Genomic DNA, 15,818 nt, shown 5'->3' with positions numbered 1-15,818 from the left:
CAGATAAAAAAGCAGCCAAAGAAGGCAAGTGCGGCGAAGGTAAATGCGGCGGCGATAAAAAAGCAGCCAAAGAAGGTAAGTGTGGCGAAGGTAAATGCGGCGCAGACAAAAAAGCAGCCAAAGAAGGTAAGTGTGGCGAAGGTAAATGCGGCGCAGACAAAAAAGCAGCCAAAGAAGGTAAGTGCGGCGAAGGTAAATGTGGCGCAGACAAAAAGAAAGCTAAAGAAGGTAAGTGTGGCGAAGGTAAATGTGGTTCTAATCACTAAGCGCTCATTTAGCTTTTAAAAGGGCCGTAAAGGCCCTTTTTAGTAGGAGGTAGTATGTTAAATGAATCAGTAGCTGATTTTGGGTTGATTGGCTTAGGTTTGCGCCGAGAAATGCTTGATGAAATGCTCATTGATGTTCCTAAACCTATTGAGTTTTTAGAAGTTGCACCTGAAAACTGGCTAAAGCTTGGGGGGCGTTTTGGTAAACAATTTAAACAGCTTACCGAACAACATGCCTTTGTTTGCCATGGTTTATCGTTATCGATTGGCTCACCAGCAGCGCTTGATATTGAATTTGTGCAATCGCTTAAAACCTTTTTTAAAGAGCATAATATTCGTTTATTCAGCGAGCACTTAAGTTACTGCTCGGGCGAAGGACATATGTACGATTTAATGCCTATACCATTTACTGAAGATGCTATTAAGCATGTTGCTTCTCGTATTAGGCAAGTACAAGATATTTTAGAACAGCCAATTGCTATTGAAAACGTGTCTTACTATGGCGCCCCTGGTCAACAAATGACAGAACTTGAATTTACTAATGCTGTTTTAGAAGAAGCTGATTGTAAACTGCTGCTCGACGTGAATAATATTTACGTTAATTCTATTAATCATGGTTATAACGCTGAGCAATTCCTAGCTGAATTACCAACAAAACGGATTGCCTATGGGCATGTTGCGGGCCATTACACTGAGGCCGAAGATCTACTGGTTGATACCCATGGTGCGCCAGTTATCGATCCTGTTTGGCAATTGCTTGAAAAAGCTTATGAAGTTCATGGCGTATTTCCCACCTTATTAGAGCGTGATTTTAATATTCCGCCGATGAGTGAGTTGTTAACCGAGCTAAAAACCATTGAAGCACTGCAGCAAACAGCGAGCAAGCAAAACCAAGCAAGGGTGAAACACAGTGCCTGAACATTTTACTCAAGTACAGCAAGCGTTTATGGCGCATATCCGCGATCCTCAACAACACGCTAAGCCTAGTGATATTGAAGAGCGTCGGATGGCGATTTACCGCGACTTATTTTTTAATAATGTGGATGGGTTTGTCAGCTCTGCGTATCCAGTATTAAAAAGTTTATATTCAGAGCAAGCTTGGCATGCCCTCGTTAGGCAGTTTTTTAGCCAGCATGATTGTAAATCACCTTATTTTTTAGATATTGCAGGGGAGTTTCTGGCTTTTCTTGCTAATGACTATGAAGTGCAAAGCGATGATCCCGCGTTTATGTTAGAGCTAGCGCACTATGAATGGGTTGAGCTTGATGTATCGGTTGCTCAAGAGGTGGCAGAAGAAGTCAGTTTATCGGCTCATCAAGTGACAAGCTCTGCATTATTCTTAAGTTCACTTGCCCGTAATTTGAGTTACAGTTTTCCTGTTCATACCATCAGTGCAGATAATCAACCAAGTGAACCGGCAGCACAACCCAGTTACTTTGTGGTTTATCGTGATACCGATGACGAAGTACAATTTTTATCGACAAATGCGATGACCGCATTACTTCTTAATATCATAGAATCTCAGCCAGGTGCCGATTTAAATGATGTATGCCAAGCAGTTGCAGAGCATGCGCCTCAATTTAGCCAAGAGCAGCTGTATCAGGGAGCCCTCAATACCTTGAGTGCAATGGCAGAACGCGGCATTGTGGTTTCTAATACCTTGGTTTAAAAATCAGCTAAAAGTCTTTATTGATGTATTTAGTTCGACTATTATGAGCGCCTTATTTTGTCGTGCTTAAATAAAGGTAGTAATTATGTCGAATGATAAAGACTTTAAAGATCCGTTCAATGCAACTTATTTCATTGCGTTTTTAGCTGTATTCGGTGGCATTGGCTGTCTAAACGCTATTCTTGGTTGGATCACTTCTTTATCTTAATCTGCGCAAGCAAATTAAAGACAACAGGCTGCATTATGCAGCCTTTTTTATAGCTGATATTTCTTGTTAAGTGATTAATTTCGAAACTTGCTACCGACTTTCTACTAAGGTGATGTTATACTCTCGAGCTTTGTTAGATAAACTTTTTGAGCAGTATAATTATGACTCAAGCAACTTCAACGCTCATCAAACAGAGCATTGCAACGATCGCTGATTACCCAAAGCCGGGCATTATGTTCCGCGACGTAACTACTTTAATGGCTAATGCTGACGCATTTAAAGCAACCATCGACAGCTTTATTGCAGCATATAAAGACCAAGGTTTTACAAAAATCATCGGTACTGAATCTCGTGGTTTTATCTTCGGTGCACCACTTTCTTACGCACTAGGTATTCCATTCATTCCTGTTCGTAAACCAGGCAAACTTCCTCGCGAAGTGATTTCACAAAGTTATCAATTAGAGTATGGTGAAGATATTCTTGAGCTTCATACAGACGCAATTGTCCCTGGCGATAAAGTGTTACTAGTAGATGACTTACTGGCTACAGGTGGCACAATCGAAGCAACGGCAAAATTAGTTGCTAAACTTGGCGGTAACGCAACTGATGCGGCATTTGTTGTTTCTTTACCTGAGCTGGGTGGTGAGCAACGAGTTGCTGATATGGGCATCAAAATCTTAAAGTTGGTTGAATTCGAAGGCGAATAATTAATGAGTTATCAGGTTCTAGCAAGGAAATGGCGACCACAAACCTTTCACGAGTTAGTGGGGCAGTCTCATGTTAAACAAGCATTAGTTAATGCATTAACACAAAATAGACTCCATCACGCTTATCTCTTTACTGGAACCCGTGGGGTGGGTAAAACAACCATTGCACGTATATTCGCAAAAAGTCTCAACTGCGATAAGGGTATCTCTGCTGAGCCATGCGGCCAATGTTCAAGTTGTACTGACATTGAAGCAGGCCGTTATATTGATTTATTAGAAATCGATGCGGCATCACGTACCAAAGTAGAAGATACCCGCGAAATCCTTGATAACGTTCAATACGCACCAACACGTGGTCGTTACAAGGTATACCTAATCGATGAAGTTCACATGCTGTCAAAGCACAGTTTCAATGCATTACTAAAAACATTGGAAGAACCGCCAGAGCATGTGAAGTTTTTATTAGCGACAACCGATCCGCAAAAACTACCCGTGACGATTTTATCGCGTTGCTTACAGTTTAATTTAAATGCTTTGTCGCAATCAGAAATTCATGATCAGCTTGCCCATGTTCTTAATCAAGAACAGCTAAGTTTCGATGATAAATCATTGTCTATTTTAGCTAAGGCAGCCGATGGTAGTATGCGTGATGCATTGAGTCTTACAGACCAAGCAATTGCGCAAACCAATGGCAATATTAATCATCAGGCTGTGCAAACTATGCTTGGCTTGATGGATACTCAATATAGCCAAACCATGTTAGCAGCGTTACTGTGCCAAGATGGCGATGCATTACTTCAAGAAGTAAAAGCAGTCGTTAGCCGAAACCCTAACTTTGTAGCCTTGCTCGACGATTTAATTGCCCTGACGCATCTTATTCAGCTTGTGCAACTTGTGCCTAGTGCAGCGGCACTTGATGATACTAACCGAGATTTTATTGAGCAGGTGGCACAAACCACTGATGCACAGCAGATGCAGGTTTACTACCAATTGCTATTAAATGGTAAAAAAGATTTGCAATGGGCACCCGATGCTAAACTTGGCTTTGAAATGATCATGTTGCGACTGCTTGCATTCCAACCTACGCAATTTGCACAAAGCCAAACACCAACGAATACCCAGCAACAGGTTAAGCCAAGTGGTGCCGGTGCACTGCGTGATATTTTGAAAAAATCTACGGCGCAACGTGAGCAAGCTGCTTCAGAGCAAGCACCAGTTGCACATAGCTCTGCACAGACAACTGCTGTTCCTTCAGAGCCTCAGCCAACACAAGCTGAGCCTATTCAAGCAGCCAAGGCAGAAACGGCACATAGCCATGAGCCTGCCCAGCAAGTTGAAGCAACAGCAGTAGAGCAGCCTGATGCTGGTCAACAGCCTCAGCAATCTGTTGAAACTGCAATGGTTGCTGAAGTTCAACCAGCGCCACAACAGCAAGAGCCAAGCCACTCAGAGCAAGTGTCAGCAGCTGAGTACTCATCACCAGAGTATTCTTCGCAAGATTACATGGACGATAATGATGCGCAAATGGATTCATCACTTGCTGCGCAATACGATGCTGTGATGAATAGCGCCTATGATCAGGGCTTTACTGCCAATGAAGCATCTGCGCCTCAGCAACAGCAAACAGCACCAGCACAATTACAACAGCAGCAAAGTCAGGCGCAGTCGGCCATTGCTCGTATTTTACAAGATCGCAATATTTCAGGTGCTGGGCGTTTAAGTGGTGCAGCAACGCAAACTCATGCTAAAGCAGAACCACAGCCTGAAGCTAAGCCCAAAGCAGAGCCGTCTGCGCAACAAAGCACAGCCGCGTCCAATAACCAGCCTCCGCAGCAAGCAATGGCTGCTGAAGTAAAAAAGCCCATCCCCCAGCAAACGGGGGAGAGCAGTAGTAAAGTAAAAAAAGTCGACTTTCGAGAAAAGCATCAAACAATCACCGAAAACTTAGCGCCAGAGTTACTTGAACAGATCAATCCACAAAAAGCGCCAGAGCCAGTAGTTGAAGAAGCCAGTATTCCGATACCTGATGATTTTGAAAGCCCGATCAGCAGTATTAAATTTGCACACGAACAAGACGAATGGGCGTATTTAATTAAACGCATGGGGCTCGGTGGTCGCATGCGCCAATTTGCGCTGCATTCAATCTTTACCAAGCAGAATAATCAGCTGCACATTGAAGTTGATTCATCACAGCGCCATTTAGATAGCGCTGTGCTTAGACAAAAGCTCAATGCCGCATTAAGTGAAATTTACGGCCATAATGTTGAGCTTAGTATCGAGTTTGCTGATGGCGTAATTGATTCACCGTATTTGATTCAACAAAAAATTGATGCGGGACGTCATCAACAAGCGATTGATGTAATAAATAGCGATGAAAATATAGTGCAATTTCAGCAGTTATTTAGCGCTATAATCGATGAAAACAGTATTCAGGCATTGTAATTAGTTACAATAGCCCTTATCTTCATGCCAATTAAAGTAGTTTAGAAAGAGAGACAGTTATGTTTAAAGGTGGAATGGGTAACATGATGAAGCAAGCGCAGCAAATGCAAGAGCGCATGCAAAAAGCCCAAGAAGAAATCGCAAACCTTGAAGTTGTAGGTGAAGCAGGTGCAGGCCTAGTTAAAGTAACTATGCTTGGTAACCACAATGTTCGTCGTGTTGAATTAGATGACAGCCTAATGGAAGACGACAAAGACATGATCGAAGATTTATTAGCGGCAGCGTGTAACGATGCTGTACGTCGTGTTGCTGAAGAAACACAAGAGCGCATGAGCAAAGTAACTGGCGGTATGCAATTACCACCAGGTATGAAAATGCCATTCTAAGTGATTTTGTATGCAACTATCTCCTAGTTTAACACAGCTAATTGAAGCGCTACGATGCCAGCCGGGCATAGGCCCTAAGTCGGCACAGCGCATTGCTTTTCATTTGCTTGAGCGTGACCGTCAAGGTGGTAAACAACTTGGCCATGCATTAACCAAGGCAATGGATGAAGTAGGGCATTGTCAATCCTGTCGTACTTTTACAGAGCAAGCGGTATGCGATATTTGTTCAAGTGTTAAACGCCAAGATAGTGGTTTATTGTGTGTGGTCGAATCACCAACCGATGTACTCGCGATTGAGCAAACTGGTCAATACCAAGGTCTTTACTTTGTTTTAATGGGTCACTTGTCGCCAATTGATGGCATAGGGCCAAAAGAAATTGGCCTTGATATTCTTGAAAGCAAGTTGCAACAAGGTGGCATTAATGAGGTGATCCTCGCAACCAATCCAAGTGTTGAAGGGGAAACCACAGCCCACTACATTGCTGAGCTTTGTCATAAGTATCAGGTTGGTGCATCTCGTATTGCTCACGGTGTCCCTGTTGGTGGTGAGCTCGACTTACTTGATGGTATGACATTGATGCACGCATTTAGCGGACGACGCGCCGTAAACCAAAACTAATACCTAATATGGTATCAAAAGCCTGCTTTAAGCAGGCTTTTTTGTGTGTAGCCCCCCAATTTAGCCGTAAATTTAATTTTTTGCCTTGAAGTTCAAAAAGCCTGCCCCATATAAAGAGTCATAGTGCAGATTAGACACTTTGTTAATTGGAGATTTACACAATGACTGCAGCACAAAAAGAAACATTAGGCTTTCAAACAGAAGTCAAACAACTATTAAACCTGATGATTCACTCTCTTTACTCTAATAAAGAGATTTTCCTACGTGAGCTTGTATCAAACGCGTCAGATGCGGCAGATAAATTACGTTTCCTTGCGCTTTCGAATGGCGATTTATACGAAAACGATGCGGAACTAAAAGTACGTATCAGTGCCGATAAAGAAGCAAACACGGTCACCATTACTGATAACGGTATTGGTATGAGCCGTGAAGATGTGATCAATTCACTAGGTACAATTGCAAAATCAGGCACCGCAGAATTTTTCCAAAACCTAACTGGTGACCAAAGCAAAGATTCACAATTGATTGGTCAATTTGGTGTTGGTTTTTACTCAGCGTTTATCGTTGCTGACAAAGTAACAGTGCGTACGCGTAAAGCAGGTGAAAGCCAAGGTATTGAATGGCAATCTGCAGGTGAAGGTGAGTACACATTACAAGAGATTGATAAACCATCACGTGGTACTGAAATCATTCTTCACCTTCGTGAAGACGAAACAGAATTTGCTGATGAGTTCCGTTTACGTAGCATCGTCACTAAATATTCAGACCATATTTCTATTCCAGTTGAGATGTATAAAGCAGAGGTACCTGAATCTGAAGGTCCTGACGGCGAGAAAATTCCAGCACAGCCAGGCGAGTGGGAAGGTATTAACCGCGCGACAGCACTATGGACCCGTGACAAGTCAGAAGTAACAGACGAAGAGTACAAAGAGTTTTATAAGCATATCGGTCACGATTGGGAAGAGCCACTAAGCTGGGCACATAACAAGGTTGAAGGTAAAACAGAATACACCAGCCTGTTATACATCCCGAAAAAAGCACCTTTCGATTTATGGAACCGTGAGCGTCAATCAGGTTTAAAACTGTATGTACAACGCGTTTTCATCATGGATGACGCTGAGCAGTTCATGCCAAGCTACTTACGTTTTGTGAAAGGTTTACTTGATTCAAACGACTTACCACTAAACGTGTCGCGTGAAATCTTACAAGACAACAAAGTAACACAAGCAATCCGTAAAGGGTGTACGTCGCGCGTACTTAAGATGCTTGAGCGTATGGCGAAAAACCGCGAAGAAGATTACCAATCTTTCTGGAACGAGTTTGGTCAGGTGTTAAAAGAAGGCCCAGCTGAAGATGCGGCTAACAAAGAAGCCATTGCTAAGCTACTGCGTTTTGCTTCTACACACACTGATGAAAGCACTCAAAATGTATCGCTTGAGCAATACATTGAGCGTATGAAGCCAGAGCAAGACAAAATCTACTATGTAGTTGCTGATTCATTCGCTGCAGCGAAGAACTCGCCACACCTAGAGATCTTCCGTAAGAAGGGCATCGAAGTGTTGCTATTAAGCGACCGTGTTGATGAGTGGATGATGAGCTACTTAACAGAGTTCAACGAAAAATCATTCCAGTCAATTACCCGTGGTGACTTAGATTTAGGCAACATGGATGACGAAGAAACGAAAAAAGCGCAAGAAGAGTCAGAAAAAGAAGTTGCAGGCTTAGTTGAGCGCATTAAAACTGCACTAGGTGATAACGTTAAAGACGTACGCTTTACGCACCGTCTAACTGACTCACCAGCGTGTGTTGTTGCTGATGAGCACGATATGAGCTCGCAAATGCAAAAGTTAATGGAATCAGTTGGTCAAACAGTGCCTGAGCAAAAGCCAATTTTTGAGCTAAACCCAGAGCATCAGCTTGTTAAACACTTAAATGTTGAACAAGATGAAGACAAGTTTGCCCAGTGGTCACAAGTACTTCTAGATCAAGCATTACTGGCTGAACGCGGTACGTTAAAAGACCCTGCAGGCTTTGTAACTCGTTTGAACAAACTTATGCTAGATTTAAGCAAATAAGCGTTTTAGCGCAATGAGTTGGAAAAGGGAGCAAGGCTCCCTTTTTTATTGCCGCTAATATAGGCAATTGGTATAAGTTACTTGAGGTATAGCCTTAGTTGTGGAAGAATTCAGGCTCTAAAAACAAAACTCCACTGATCGACCATTTTTTAAGATTAGTATCACACAGAGGACAATGATATGCGCATTATTCTTTTGGGCGCGCCGGGTGCAGGTAAAGGTACTCAAGCTCAGTTTTTGATGGACAAATACGGTATTCCACAAATTTCTACGGGCGATATGCTGCGTGCAGCAATCAAAGAAGGTACACCACTTGGTCTTGAAGCTAAAAAAGTAATGGATGCAGGTCAATTAGTATCTGACGAAATTATTATCGGTCTAGTTAAAGAGCGCATTGCTAAGCCAGATTGCGAAAAAGGTTTCTTACTAGACGGTTTCCCTCGTACTATTCCTCAAGCAGATGCAATGAAAGAGAATGGCGTGGTAGTTGATCACGTTATCGAATTTGATGTTGCTGACGAAATCATCGTTGAGCGTATGGGCGGTCGCCGCGTACACCCTGGCTCTGGTCGTGTTTATCACGTTGTTTATAATCCACCAAAAGTTGATGGTAAAGATGACATCACAGGTGAAGACCTTATCATTCGTGATGACGACACTGAAGAAACAGTGCGTAAGCGTTTAGGTATTTACCACGACCAAACTAAACCATTAGTTGATTACTATCAAGCAGAAGCAAAAGCGGGTAACACTCAGTACCACAAGTTAGACGGTACTCAAGCTGTTGAAGCTGTTAGCCAACAACTTGGTGAGCTTTTAGGTTAATAGCCTAATTGCTGATATGAAAAAACCGCCTTGGGCGGTTTTTTTGTGTTTGTATCACTGCAAGTTAAAATTGCGCTTTTACAGTTTCTTTAATGCCGCAATAGCACTGTCGTAATCAGGCTCTTTTGAAAGGTTATCGACAAGCTGCTTGTAAACGATGTTATGTTCTTTATCGAGCACAAATACGGCACGGGTTAACAAGCCCATATCTTTGATAATCAAACCGTAGTTCTTACCAAAGTCACGCCATACTGAGTCAGATAAGGTCACTACTTTGTCTATATTCTCGGCTTTACAAAAACGCTTCTGTGCGAACGGTAAATCTGCGCTTAAGGTCAGCATCGCCACACTTGGGTATTCTGAAGCTACTTTTTCATTGAAGTGTTTGGTTTGAATACTACATACACCTGTGTCTAAACTTGGCACAACGCTTAAAAGCACGGCTTGGCCTCGATAGTTGTCTAGTGTGACGGGGGTAAAGTTGCCATCTACTACTTTAAAATTAGGCGCTTGTTGGCCAACTTCAACACCTTGCCCTAGTAAAGTAACCGGTTTAGACTGGGCTGAAACCTTACCTGCGTCTAAACTATTTTCTGATAAATCACCTGCATAACTAAACGTGCACACAGCGCCTAATGCAAACATTAGCGGACGTAACATAATAAAATTCCTTTAAATTAACGCATTTAACTTCAGTGTATTATACTCATGAAGTGGCTCCAAGGATTAGTACAATTTAAAATTGTAAATAACCATTAGTTTGATTAACATGTGCCTGTGACCCTATTTTTTACATATAAAAATAAGAATAAAGTTACTAGTTAGTGTTTTTGCTAGTTAGAAAGTGTGGATTTAGAGAGAATATATGTCAACATCGGTATTAGTTTGTGATGATTCAAAGTTAGCACGTCGACAATTAGCACGCTCTTTACCCGATGATTGGGATATAAAAATTGAGTTTGCTGAAAATGGTGTTCACTGTATTGAGCAAATCAAAAAAATTCAGCCGGAAATTTTATTTCTCGATTTAAACATGCCTGAAATGGATGGTTACGAAGTACTGCAAGCCATTCAAGAACAAGACCTTCATGTTCTCACTGTTGTTGTATCTGGAGACATCCAACCTAATGCTCATCGACGTGTGCTTGAGTTAGGCGCAATCGACTTTATTCAAAAACCTTGTTCCGCCGAGAAACTAGCGAGTATTATTGAACATCATGGTATTAAAGATAAAGCCATGCGTGAGCGTCTTGCTAATAAGCTAGGTGAGCAAGTTGATCCCGATGTGCGTGATATCTACCAAGAACTCACCAATGTCGCAATGGGGCAAGCTGGAGACTTATTAGCGCGTCTTCTTAATGTATTCGTAAAGCTTCCTATTCCTAATGTAAATGTTTTAGAAGTCAATGAACTAGATATGGCTTTGCGCTCGATTGATGCCAATGCCGCAACCTCAGGTGTATGTCAGGGTTTTATTGGCGGCGGTGTTTCTGGCGAAGCACTATTGCTGTTAAATGATTCAAGTTTTAAAGAAATCGCCTCGTTAATGAATTATGAGGGTGAGCTCAACGATAAAGTTGAATTAGAGCTATTAATGGATGTGAGTAACATATTAATAGGGGCTATTCTGACAGGACTGTCGCACCAATTAGATATGCGTTTTAGCCAAGGTCATCCTGTGGTGCTGGGACAACACTGTGATGTATCTGATTTAGTAAAGGCGAATAAATCTCGCTGGCAACGAACGCTGGCGATTGAGATCAGCTATGGCATCGAAAATCACAATATTAACTGTGATTTGATGTTGCTGTTCACCGAGGACTCATTAAAAACCCTTAAGTACAAAGTAGCTTATTTATTAGAAGACTAAACTATGCCTGCAGCCGATTTTAATATGAATGAACTCCATTGGTTAATGGATATGTTTAATACCGTTGATGTAGGCCTAGTGGTGCTCGATAGAGACTACAAAGTATGCATCTGGAATGGGTTTATGGAAAACCATTCTGGCCTATTGCCAAGCGCGGTGAAAGATAAAGACCTGTTTGATTTGTTTCCATCAATCGATGAAAAGTGGTTTCGCAGCAAATCTGAGTCTGTGTTCATTTTAAATAATCGCTCATTTACTATTTGGGAGCAGCAGCCATATATTTTCCGTTTTAAGAATTACCGCCCAATTACCGGTAAAGCGGATCATATGTATCAAAATGCCACTTTTATTCCACTGACGACGACCACAGGTGAAGTATCGCATATCTGTATCATTATCTATGATGTAACCGATGAAGCGGTGAATAAAAAAGAGCTAGAAGAAGCGAATAGCAAGCTTGAACAAATGAGCCGTACCGATGCACTTACTAAGCTTACTAACCGTGGTTATTGGGAAGAAAAGCTACGCAAAGAATACATGCGCATAGTGCGCAGTGGCGGGTGCAGCACCTTGTTAATGTTTGATATTGATCACTTTAAAAAGGTCAATGATGAACATGGCCATCGCGGCGGTGATGAGGCGCTGCGTCATATTGCAGACTTACTGCGTAAAACTCTGCGTGAAACAGACTTAGCAGGTCGCTATGGCGGTGAAGAGTTTGCGGTAACCTTGCTTGATACTGATCATGAAGGTGCACATATATTTGCTGAGCGATTAAGAACACTCATTGAGAACTCATCAATTTACTTTGATGGCAAACAAATTCAACTGACGGTCAGTATTGGCTTTGCCTGCTTCGACGAGAAGTTTGATCGCTACGAAAAGTGGGTTGAAGCCGCCGATAAAGCCTTATATCACTCAAAAGAAAACGGCCGTAACAAGGTCACAGCTTACACAGATTTATAAACAAACAAGGGGCAATTAAGCCCCTTTTTCATAGTAACTCTATTCAGTTAAGCAAATTAAACCCCAAGTGGCGGTAAAACAAGAATATCTGTTTTAAGTAGCTTCATGACTTTTTCGGCGGTATTACCAATTAAATGACCTTTAATACCTGTATTACCCACCGAACCCATAATCACTAAGTCAGCATTTAATTTAGCTGCAACACTTGGGATCACTTGCTCAACCACACCGGCTTTGATTTTAAGCTTGTCTTTTAAGTCGTGCGCTTCGATTAAGGTTCGCTGTGCTACGGGTAGCTTTTCGAAGGCGTTAATCACTTGCTCATCTGAAAATACAATGCCTAAATCACGTAAAAACGGTGATACATGTACGGTATAACAGGCATAAAACTCGCTGTCGTAGTCTTTTGCATAGGCTAAGCCTGCTTTGATAATTGCTTCGTTTAAACAGTATTTAGTCGCCTTCTCACTGCCTAAATCAAGGGCTGCCAGCACATTGGTATTGTTACGCCATTTGTTATCCGCGGCCAAATAAAGTGGCAGCGGGCTAAAGCGAATAAGCTGCCAGTCTAGCTCTGTAAATTGCGTTTCTTCGTCGATGTGGCGAGTTTTAATCACCATTTCATAATCTGACGTATCAAGCTCATTGGCTAGCCATTGTACTGGGCTTTCATGCCACAGGGTTTGCAAAGTATAGCTATCATCATCTAAATACTCGCTGATAAGTGGACCAAGTGCTGCACGGACTTTAGCAAGCTCTTTGTCTTGAATAGCCAGCGCTTCATCAGGTGGAATAGAGAATAAAATGTTATTGGTATCTTCGTAGCTAAAAGCAACAATATCAATATGCTTCATGCCTTTTGCTTTTTGTCTTGCATGTAATATAGATGTTTTAGCATCGGCCGTTGAGTCGATGATCACCAATATCTTTTTATTCATTTTTGGTTACTCTGTTGTGTGTCGGGCATCACTGCTTGGGCATTCACCCAATAATGAAACTTCACCTGTTGCGCTTTCTTGTTCCAGTTTTACCTTAAAGCCCCATAGCCTGTAAAGGTGTTTTAGTACTTCATCTTTAGACTTGTTTAAAGGAATATTGTTATGGGGTACATAACGCAGAGTAAGTGAACGATCTCCTCTAATATCAACATTATAGACTTGAATATTTGGTTCGTGATTACTTAGGTTGTATTGTGCCGACAGGGTTTCACGAACTTGGTGATAACCCATTTCATCATGAATGGCACCGACATTGAGGGTTGGCTCTTTTTCATGATCAATAATCGTAAACAACTTGAAATCACGAATAATTTTTGGCGATAAAAACTGGCTAATAAAGCTCTCGTCTTTAAAGTTTTGCATTGCAAAGTGCAAGGTTTCTAACCAATCACTGCCGGCATACTCTGGAAACCACTTCTTGTCTTCTTCTGTTGGGTTTTCGCAAATACGGCGAATATCAACCATCATGTTAAAGCCAAGAGCATAGGGGTTGATCCCTGAATAATAATTACTGTTGTAGGGTGGTTGATACACCACATTGGTGTGACTTTGTAAAAACTCGAGCATAAAGGCATCGGTAAGCTTACCTTCATCGTACAAGTGGTTCAAAATGGTGTAATGCCAAAACGTAGCCCAACCTTCATTCATCACTTGCGTTTGTTTTTGTGGATAAAAATATTGCGAAATTTTACGCACAATTCGAGTTATTTCTCGTTGCCATGACTCTAGCAGCGGCGCATTTTTTTCGATGAAATACAAAATGTTTTCTTGTGGCTCTTCAGGAAAACGGCGTTCTCGTTTTTTTGACTCTTGCTGCGAAGTAGGGATTGTGCGCCACAGCTCGTTGACTTGCGATTGTAGGTAGTCTTCACGTTCTTGTTGGCGTTTTTGCTCTTCATAAAGAGAAATACGTTGCGGGCGTTTGTAGCGGTCTACACCATAATTCATTAATGCATGACATGAATCAATCAGGTTTTCGACCTCGGTAATACCGTATTTCTCTTCGCACTTGGCAATGTAGTTTTTGGCAAATAATAAGTAATCGATAATTGAGCTGGCATCAGTCCAGGTTTTAAATAAGTAATTGCCTTTAAAAAACGAGTTGTGACCATAACAGGCATGGGCCATTACCAAGGCTTGCATTGGCAGAGTGTTTTCTTCCATTAAATAGGCAATGCAAGGATCTGAGTTAATAACAATTTCATAAGCGAGGCCCATTTGCCCACGCTTATAATTCTGCTCTGTTTGAATGAATTTCTTACCATACGACCAGTGGCTATAGCCAATCGGCATACCCACACTCGAATAGGCATCCATCATTTGTTCAGCAGTGATCACCTCAATTTGATTAGGGTAGGTATCGAGTTTATAAATTTTCGCTACCCGTTCAATCTCAGTTTGATACTCTGTTAGTAGATCAAATGTCCAATCAGGACCGTCGCTAATACGTTTATCGGCCATACTTTACCTCACTGGCAAGGCTATGCGGCGCCTTGCTGCTGACGATTCTTTTTAAATAATTCACGGAAAATAGGGTAAATGTCCTCAACGCCACGAATGTGTTGCATGGCAAAATTGTCGTGGGTTTGCACTATTGATTGATACTCTCGCCATAAACTTTGATGAGCACGGGCAGTAATTTCGATATAGGCGTAATAGCGCACCGCCTTTAACAGTTTATTACGTAAAATTTCGCCACAGTTTGGCGAATCATCAGCCCAGTTATCACCATCAGAGGCTTGCGCTGCGTAAATGTTCCACTCTTCAGGGTTATAACGTTCAGCGATGATTTCGTTCATCAGTTTTAATGCACTTGATACTATGGTGCCACCCGTTTCTTGAGAATAGAAAAACTCTTGCTCATCAACTTCTTTCGCTTGGGTATGATGACGAATATAGACAACCTCTATATTTTTGTAGCTACGAGTTAAAAATTGATAAAGCAGAATATAAAAACGTTTTGCCATGTCTTTCGTGGCTTGATCCATCGAGCCAGACACATCCATTAAACAAAACATCACAGCTTTGCTTGTTGGGTGTGGTTGCTTTTCATAATTACGAAAACGTAAGTCGTAATTATCAATAAATGGCACTGCTTTAATGCGGTTTTGCAGCTCCTCAATCTGTCGTTCAAGTAAAGCAATTGCCGCCTTGTCTGGCTGCTCTTCAGCTTGTAGCAGAGCGAGCTGACCCTCAAGCTCAGCAAGGTGACGTTTTTTGCCTGCAGTCATCGCCACTCTGCGAGCAAGCGAGCCTTGCAATGAGCGAACAATATCAATATTGCTTGGCATGCCGTCGTTACAAAAACCAGCTCGATGGGTTTTCATCTGCACCAGTTTATCGAGCTGATTTTGCTGCAGGTTAGGCAGTTCAAGATCTTCGAACAGTAAATCTAAGTATTCATCTTTTGAAATAGAAAATACAAAGTCGTCTTGTCCTTCACCAGAGTCACTGGCTTCACCTTCGCCGCTACCACCACCTTGACCGCCTCCTTGCGGGCGCTTGATTTTGTCGCCCGTAGAGAATTGGTCATTGCCTGGGTGGATCTGTTCACGGTCGCCACCACGTCCTTGATGAAAAATTGGCTCACTGATATCACGTTGCGGAATAGAGATACTCTCGCCGCTGGTGGTATCGGTTACGCTGCGCTTATTAATGGCATCAGATACCGCTTCTTTAATCTGTTTTTTATAACGCCTGATGAACCGTTGACGATTCAAGGTACTTTTGTTTTTTCCATTCAGGCGTCGGTCAATAAAATGCGCCATAACAACCCCCTTAAAACAA

15 protein-coding genes and 1 pseudogene are annotated in these 15,818 nt (G+C 42.0%); 12 read left to right on the top strand and 4 right to left on the bottom strand.

What is annotated here, in order from left to right; genetic code table 11:
* From IMPJCBKJ_RS00135 to adk, 10 genes and pseudogenes are all read left to right on the top strand, one after another.
* Window positions 1–266: pseudogene (locus IMPJCBKJ_RS00135) on the top strand (hypothetical protein); the annotation flags it as partial.
* Window positions 267–320: 54 nt separating this feature from the next.
* The gene (locus tag IMPJCBKJ_RS00130; protein ID WP_138616016.1) at window positions 321–1,184 is read left to right on the top strand and encodes a DUF692 domain-containing protein; all 864 of its coding nucleotides are present in this window, start codon (window positions 321–323) and stop codon (window positions 1,182–1,184) included.
* A complete protein-coding gene (locus tag IMPJCBKJ_RS00125) occupies window positions 1,177–1,935 on the top strand; it encodes a putative DNA-binding domain-containing protein (protein ID WP_346774146.1) in 759 nt (252 codons plus the stop codon). Before IMPJCBKJ_RS00130 ends, IMPJCBKJ_RS00125 begins: the two co-directional genes overlap by 8 nt.
* An 85-nt stretch (window positions 1,936–2,020) precedes the next feature.
* Window positions 2,021–2,143, top strand: a complete 123-nt coding sequence (locus IMPJCBKJ_RS20805; RefSeq protein WP_254907726.1) for a hypothetical protein — start codon at window positions 2,021–2,023, stop codon at window positions 2,141–2,143.
* Between the two features lie 161 nt (window positions 2,144–2,304).
* Complete coding sequence (gene apt, locus IMPJCBKJ_RS00120) at window positions 2,305–2,850, top strand: adenine phosphoribosyltransferase (protein WP_054551549.1); 546 nt, start codon at window positions 2,305–2,307, stop codon at window positions 2,848–2,850.
* 3 nt (window positions 2,851–2,853) lie between these two features.
* Window positions 2,854–5,292, top strand: coding sequence for a DNA polymerase III subunit gamma/tau (dnaX, locus tag IMPJCBKJ_RS00115; RefSeq protein ID WP_166338070.1), 2,439 nt, complete (start codon window positions 2,854–2,856; stop codon window positions 5,290–5,292).
* 59 nt (window positions 5,293–5,351) lie between these two features.
* Entirely contained in the window at window positions 5,352–5,678 is a 327-nt protein-coding gene (locus IMPJCBKJ_RS00110) for a YbaB/EbfC family nucleoid-associated protein (protein WP_054551547.1), read from the top strand.
* A gap of 10 nt (window positions 5,679–5,688) precedes the next feature.
* The gene (gene recR, locus IMPJCBKJ_RS00105) at window positions 5,689–6,297 is read left to right on the top strand and encodes a recombination mediator RecR (RefSeq protein ID WP_054551546.1); all 609 of its coding nucleotides are present in this window, start codon (window positions 5,689–5,691) and stop codon (window positions 6,295–6,297) included.
* Between the two features lie 161 nt (window positions 6,298–6,458).
* Window positions 6,459–8,372, top strand: a complete 1,914-nt coding sequence (gene htpG, locus IMPJCBKJ_RS00100) for a molecular chaperone HtpG (protein WP_054551545.1) — start codon at window positions 6,459–6,461, stop codon at window positions 8,370–8,372.
* A 180-nt stretch (window positions 8,373–8,552) separates the two neighbouring features.
* Window positions 8,553–9,197 carry an adenylate kinase gene (gene adk / locus IMPJCBKJ_RS00095; RefSeq protein WP_036967590.1) on the top strand — a complete coding sequence of 215 codons (645 nt, stop codon included), beginning with the start codon at window positions 8,553–8,555 and terminating at the stop codon, window positions 9,195–9,197.
* 78 nt (window positions 9,198–9,275) lie between these two features.
* On the opposite strand, the gene tpx is transcribed toward adk, so the two are convergent.
* Window positions 9,276–9,857, bottom strand: coding sequence for a thiol peroxidase (gene tpx / locus IMPJCBKJ_RS00090; protein ID WP_166338068.1), 582 nt, complete (start codon window positions 9,855–9,857; stop codon window positions 9,276–9,278).
* Window positions 9,858–10,062: 205 nt separating this feature from the next.
* Between tpx and IMPJCBKJ_RS00085 the strand changes: the two genes are divergently transcribed.
* Together IMPJCBKJ_RS00085 and IMPJCBKJ_RS00080 are read left to right on the top strand one after the other, a co-directional pair.
* Entirely contained in the window at window positions 10,063–11,067 is a 1,005-nt protein-coding gene (locus IMPJCBKJ_RS00085) for a response regulator (RefSeq protein ID WP_054551543.1), read from the top strand.
* Between the two features lie 3 nt (window positions 11,068–11,070).
* Window positions 11,071–12,033 carry a diguanylate cyclase gene (locus tag IMPJCBKJ_RS00080; protein WP_054551542.1) on the top strand — a complete coding sequence of 321 codons (963 nt, stop codon included), beginning with the start codon at window positions 11,071–11,073 and terminating at the stop codon, window positions 12,031–12,033.
* Window positions 12,034–12,089: 56 nt separating this feature from the next.
* Here IMPJCBKJ_RS00080 and IMPJCBKJ_RS00075 read toward each other — a convergent pair whose 3' ends face one another.
* From IMPJCBKJ_RS00075 to IMPJCBKJ_RS00065, 3 genes are read right to left on the bottom strand one after another with little or no spacing between them, the layout of a single operon-like run.
* Window positions 12,090–12,971 carry a universal stress protein gene (locus IMPJCBKJ_RS00075; RefSeq protein ID WP_166338066.1) on the bottom strand — a complete coding sequence of 294 codons (882 nt, stop codon included), beginning with the start codon at window positions 12,969–12,971 and terminating at the stop codon, window positions 12,090–12,092.
* A gap of 6 nt (window positions 12,972–12,977) precedes the next feature.
* Window positions 12,978–14,492: a SpoVR family protein gene (locus IMPJCBKJ_RS00070; protein WP_166338064.1), complete on the bottom strand. Its 1,515-nt coding sequence runs from the start codon at window positions 14,490–14,492 to the stop codon at window positions 12,978–12,980.
* 20 nt (window positions 14,493–14,512) lie between these two features.
* The gene (locus IMPJCBKJ_RS00065) at window positions 14,513–15,799 is read right to left on the bottom strand and encodes a YeaH/YhbH family protein (protein ID WP_130167088.1); all 1,287 of its coding nucleotides are present in this window, start codon (window positions 15,797–15,799) and stop codon (window positions 14,513–14,515) included.
* Window positions 15,800–15,818 lie beyond the last annotated feature (19 nt).

Origin of the sequence: Pseudoalteromonas sp. MB47 (assembly GCF_011319765.1) — a bacterium.
Lineage (GTDB): Bacteria > Pseudomonadota > Gammaproteobacteria > Enterobacterales > Alteromonadaceae > Pseudoalteromonas > Pseudoalteromonas simplex.
Note: the sequence above shows the minus strand (reverse complement) of the source record. Positions and strands in the feature narration are given on the sequence as shown.